Genomic DNA, 4,203 nt, shown 5'->3' with positions numbered 1-4,203 from the left:
AGTACCGCGTGGCGGTGCGCGGGGTGGGTGGCGTCGTCGTACGGGTCCGGGGTGGCGGGCACCTGGAGCCGGTGGACCGGCCCGGTGCCGAGCCTCGCGTAGCCGCGGCCGGGCGGGAGCTGCGGGGCCGGGGTGGTGTGTGGGGGCAGCCCGAGGACGTCCGCGAGCTGCTGGACGGGGGCGGGCCCGAGGACGACGCGGGCCCGGGTGTGCTGCCAGACGGCGTCGCCGATCAGCTCCAGGTGGTCGAAGTGCTCGGCGACGACCACCGTGACGTGCGCGGCGCGGCCGTGCCGCAGGGGCACCTGGAGCTGGGCCAGGGGGTCCGGGCGTCCCTCCGCCGTCGCCAGGTGCGCGAGCACGCTGGGCCGGTCCAGCAGGATCCACAGCGGGCGCCGGGTGTCCTCGGGGGCGGGCAGGCCGGCTTCGCGGGCCCGGTGCATGGCGATCAGGCGCCGCTCGGTCTCGTGCGCGGCCCACTCGACGGTGGCCAGGGCCCCCGTCGGGCCGCACTCGACGGCCAGGACGCCCGCGCGGCCGGCCAGGCAGGCGTACTCGTTGCTCCCGCCGCCCTCGACGACCATCACGTCGCCGCCCTGCCGCAGGGCCTGGAGGGCGAGCGAGCGCAGCAGGCCGGTCGTTCCGCTGCCGGGCTGGCCCACCGCCAGCAGGTGCGGCTCGGTGGAGCCCGGGCCGGTCCGCCAGATGACGGGCGGCAGGTCGCGCAGCTCGTCCCCCTCCAGCACCGGCAGGGTGCGCTGCACCCCGGCGGGGTCGGTGAAGCCGAGGACGCTCTCGCCGGGCGAGGTCACGAACGGCTGGGCGGCGATCCCGGTGGGCAGCGCGTCCAGGACGCTCAGGTCGAGCCGGTTGGCCTCCTCGTCCCAGACGAAGAGGTACTCCCGGCCACGCCCGGACTTGGCGTGCAGCAGGGCCTCGATCCGGGCCCGCGAGGCCGCCTCCCCGTCGGTGAAGTACGCGGGGTAGCGGATCCGCAGGCGGGTGACGCGGCCCTCGGCGTCGAAGGCGTAGTCGCTGAAGGCGTCGTCGAAGCCGCCGCCGTGGGCGAAGAGCGGGTTCGGGTCCTCAGGGGCGGAGAAGTAGGGGACGAGAGCTTCGTAGAGGGAGCGCAGCCGGTCGGTCTCGGCGTCGCTGGGCCCGGTCTTCGCGGGGCTGCGGTCGCGCCCGTGCCAGCCCGCAGCGGCCATCAGCGCGATCAGCGCGGTGACGGGCGCGTACGGGACGAGCGCGACCACGAGGACGCAGGCCGCCCCCAGGAACAGCGCGGGACCCCGCTTGTCCTTCGGGGTCGCCGCCCATCTGCGCCGGCCGGCCGAGGCCAGGACGCGCAGCCCGCGCCCGATGACCAGGAGCGGATGGAGGACGTCCGTGGCGTTGTCGGCCGCCGTGCGGGCGAGGTCGCGGCCCCGGGCGAGCGAGGTGCTGCCACTGGTGAGGATGCGGGGGAGTGGGCGCCGGGCCACGGTCGTCTCCTGGGGGTGGGCGGGGCGGGCTAGAGCTTGATCCCGCCGAGCAGGCTCGCGAGGCTCGCCGTGCTGGCGGTGATGCTCGGGGCGATGGCCGAACCGGCGAGGAAGAAGCCGAAGAGCGCGGAGACGACGGCGTGCGTGAGCTTCATCCCGTCCTTCTTGAAGAACAGGAAGCAGATGATGCCGAGCAGCACGACGCCTGAGATCGACAGGACCATGGGAGTTCTCCTGGTAGCGGAACGGTCGGGAAGGTCACCATCAGTTGTTCCAGGCTCACAGGAAGTATCAATGCGACAAAAGGTGCATACGGGTGAACCTTCGGGATTTTCACTTGACCGGCCCCTCTCGGCTGGCGCGTCGGCCCCGGGCGGTGTCGGGTGCACGGGCCACCGACATCCTTGCCTCGGACCGGCCCCCGCATGTCCCCGACCTGGCGCTACCCTGGCGATTCACCCGTACGGACGCAGTGCCGGGCACCCCCCTGCCCGCCCGGCCTGGGCAGACTCCTGCCCCGTACGACTTGGAAGAGCGAAAGGCGGAACGACCGATGAGCAAGCACGAGGACGCGCCCGGCACGCCCGACGAGGACGTCATCGAACTGGCCACCAAGATCTTCGACCTCGCCCGTCAGGGTGAGACGGAGACCCTGGCCGCCTACCTCGACGCCGGGGTCCCCGCCAACCTCACCAACGACCGCGGCGACACCCTCGTCATGCTCGCCGCCTACCACGGCCACGCCGACGCCGTCACCGCCCTGCTGGCCCGCGGCGCCGAGGCCGACCGCGCCAACGACCGCGGCCAGACCCCGCTGGCCGGCGCCGTCTTCAAGGGCGAGGAGGCCGTCATCCGCGCGCTGCTCGCCGGCGGGGCCGACCCGCACGCCGGAACCCCCTCCGCGGTGGACACGGCCCGCATGTTCAACAAGGCCGACCTGCTGGAACTCTTCGGAGTCAAGTAATCCGCTTATTCCCCCGCCCGGCCCGGGCCGGGACGGGTCCGCGACCTCACGGCTTGGTCACGACGCCCTTAAATGTGGTCGCGGCGCGCAAACCGCCTGGGTCATCATGGCGTCGGATTCGATTCGCGGACATGACGGACGGGCAGGAGCGGGCTGGACACGACGGGTGTCCACACCCAGCCCCTGCCGCACCGGCCGGCACGGACGCGAAGCACCGACGAGAGTGAGAAGGCAATGGTCTACATCGAGCGGAACATGACGGCGGACGTCCTCACATGCTGTTACGCGGCCCTGTGAATCCCGATTCCCGGTTGCGTCCCCAGCTTGATTTGAGGCCATTCCCATGTTCGAACCAGTCATAGCGCCGAGCGGCACCCTGCTCGGCCTCCTCCAGAGGGGCCGCGGCGACGGCACGCTGCACGCCCTCGCGGCGCCCCGCGCGGAGGCCCTCGCGGCCCTCGACCAGTGCGTGACCCGTGACCCGCGGCAGGACTGGCAGGTCGAGAACCGGTCGCTGTACTACGCCCGCCTGTACCTGGACCTCGACGGACCCCTCCGCGAGATCGAGGCCCACCTCTTCTGCGTCGACGACCTCGTCGACGAGGAGGACCACCGCACCGGCCTCGCCCTGTCCGTCCTCGGGCACCTGGCCTCGTACGGCCGTGACGACGCGCTCATGCTGCTGCGCCGCTACGCCGCCTCCGGCGCCAACTGGGCCTGGGCCCTCGACGAGCTCGCCCTGCGCGACGACGACGAGGGGCTGCGCTCCCTCGCCGCACCGGTCCTGGCCAGATTCCCGGCCACCGCCGAGGGCGAGGCGCTGCTGGCCGCCGCCGTCCGCGACGCCTACGAGCCCCGGCCGTGGAGCCTGTGGGAGGAACTCCCGCAATACGGGCAACGCCTGCGCGCCGCCCGCCAGCAGGGCTCCTTCGACCGCTGGCAGCGCCAGCTCAACCCCAGCGGCCCCCGGCCCGGCTGGGGCGTCCAGGCCGTCTTCGACTGGGCCGCCGACGGGCTGCGCCGCGGCACCCCGCTGCACGTGCCCGCCGCGCGCTGCCTCGCCGCCGTGGCCGCGCCCGAGGACCGCTCGGAGATCCTCGCGGCCGCCGCCGGAGCACAGGGCGAGGCCGCCCGGGCCACCGCCCTGCACCACCTGGTCCTCGCCGAACCGGAGAACCCGGCCGTGCTGGACCTCATCGAAGCCGCCGGTGACGAGCCGGCCGTCGCCGCCTACGAGCGCATGTGCGGCCCCGCCGCCCTCGAACGCGCCCGCCAGTGGGTCCACCGCGCCCTGGGAGCGGCCGCCGCGGCCCTCCTGGCGGCCCGTGGCGACGCCGACGACACCGGCCTGGTCCTGGGCGCCCTCCGCGACACCGTCCGCGGCTCCGGCCCGGACTCGCCCCGCCTGTTCACCCTCGTGGACGGTGCGGGCCGGCTCTCCATCGGCTGCGCGGCCCCCGTGCTGCGGCACATCTACCGCGAGACGGCCTCCTCCCACCTGCGGGGCCGCGCCGCCCGCGCACTGGCCAGCACGGACCCGACGTTCGCGGCGGGCTTCGCGGTCGAATGCCTGTGGGACTGCGAGGAGACCACCCGCGAGGTGGCGGCCGATGCCCGCGTCGCCCCCCGGCTGCGCCGCCTGGCGGCGGACCCGGCGGAGGAGGAGGACGTCCAGTCGGCGGTCCGCAGCCGGATCGCGCCCGAGTCGGCCGTGTAGCTCCGCAGGGGGCGCGGGTACCGCTGCGCGGAGCCGTC

4 protein-coding genes are annotated in these 4,203 nt (G+C 74.3%); 2 read left to right on the top strand and 2 right to left on the bottom strand.

Translation table 11 applies throughout. The annotated features are described in order from the left end of the window. The coding region (locus VR44_RS13955; RefSeq protein ID WP_045947798.1) for a membrane protein at positions 1 to 1,484 on the bottom strand (1,484 nt) is incomplete at its 3' end. A gap of 29 nt (positions 1,485 to 1,513) precedes the next feature. Then, on the bottom strand, positions 1,514 to 1,708 hold the full coding sequence (locus VR44_RS13950; RefSeq protein WP_045947797.1) for a hypothetical protein: 195 nt from the start codon (positions 1,706 to 1,708) through the stop codon (positions 1,514 to 1,516). 329 nt (positions 1,709 to 2,037) lie between these two features. On the opposite strand from VR44_RS13950, the gene VR44_RS13945 reads away from it, so the two are divergent. Then, positions 2,038 to 2,448 carry an ankyrin repeat domain-containing protein gene (locus VR44_RS13945; RefSeq protein WP_045947796.1) on the top strand — a complete coding sequence of 137 codons (411 nt, stop codon included), beginning with the start codon at positions 2,038 to 2,040 and terminating at the stop codon, positions 2,446 to 2,448. Between the two features lie 343 nt (positions 2,449 to 2,791). Continuing rightward, entirely contained in the window at positions 2,792 to 4,165 is a 1,374-nt protein-coding gene (locus VR44_RS13940) for a hypothetical protein (protein ID WP_045947795.1), read from the top strand. Positions 4,166 to 4,203 lie beyond the last annotated feature (38 nt).

The sequence above is a fragment of the Streptomyces katrae genome, from assembly GCF_000966975.1.
GTDB lineage: Bacteria > Actinomycetota > Actinomycetes > Streptomycetales > Streptomycetaceae > Streptomyces > Streptomyces katrae.
This window is presented reverse-complemented; position numbering and strand designations above follow the sequence as displayed.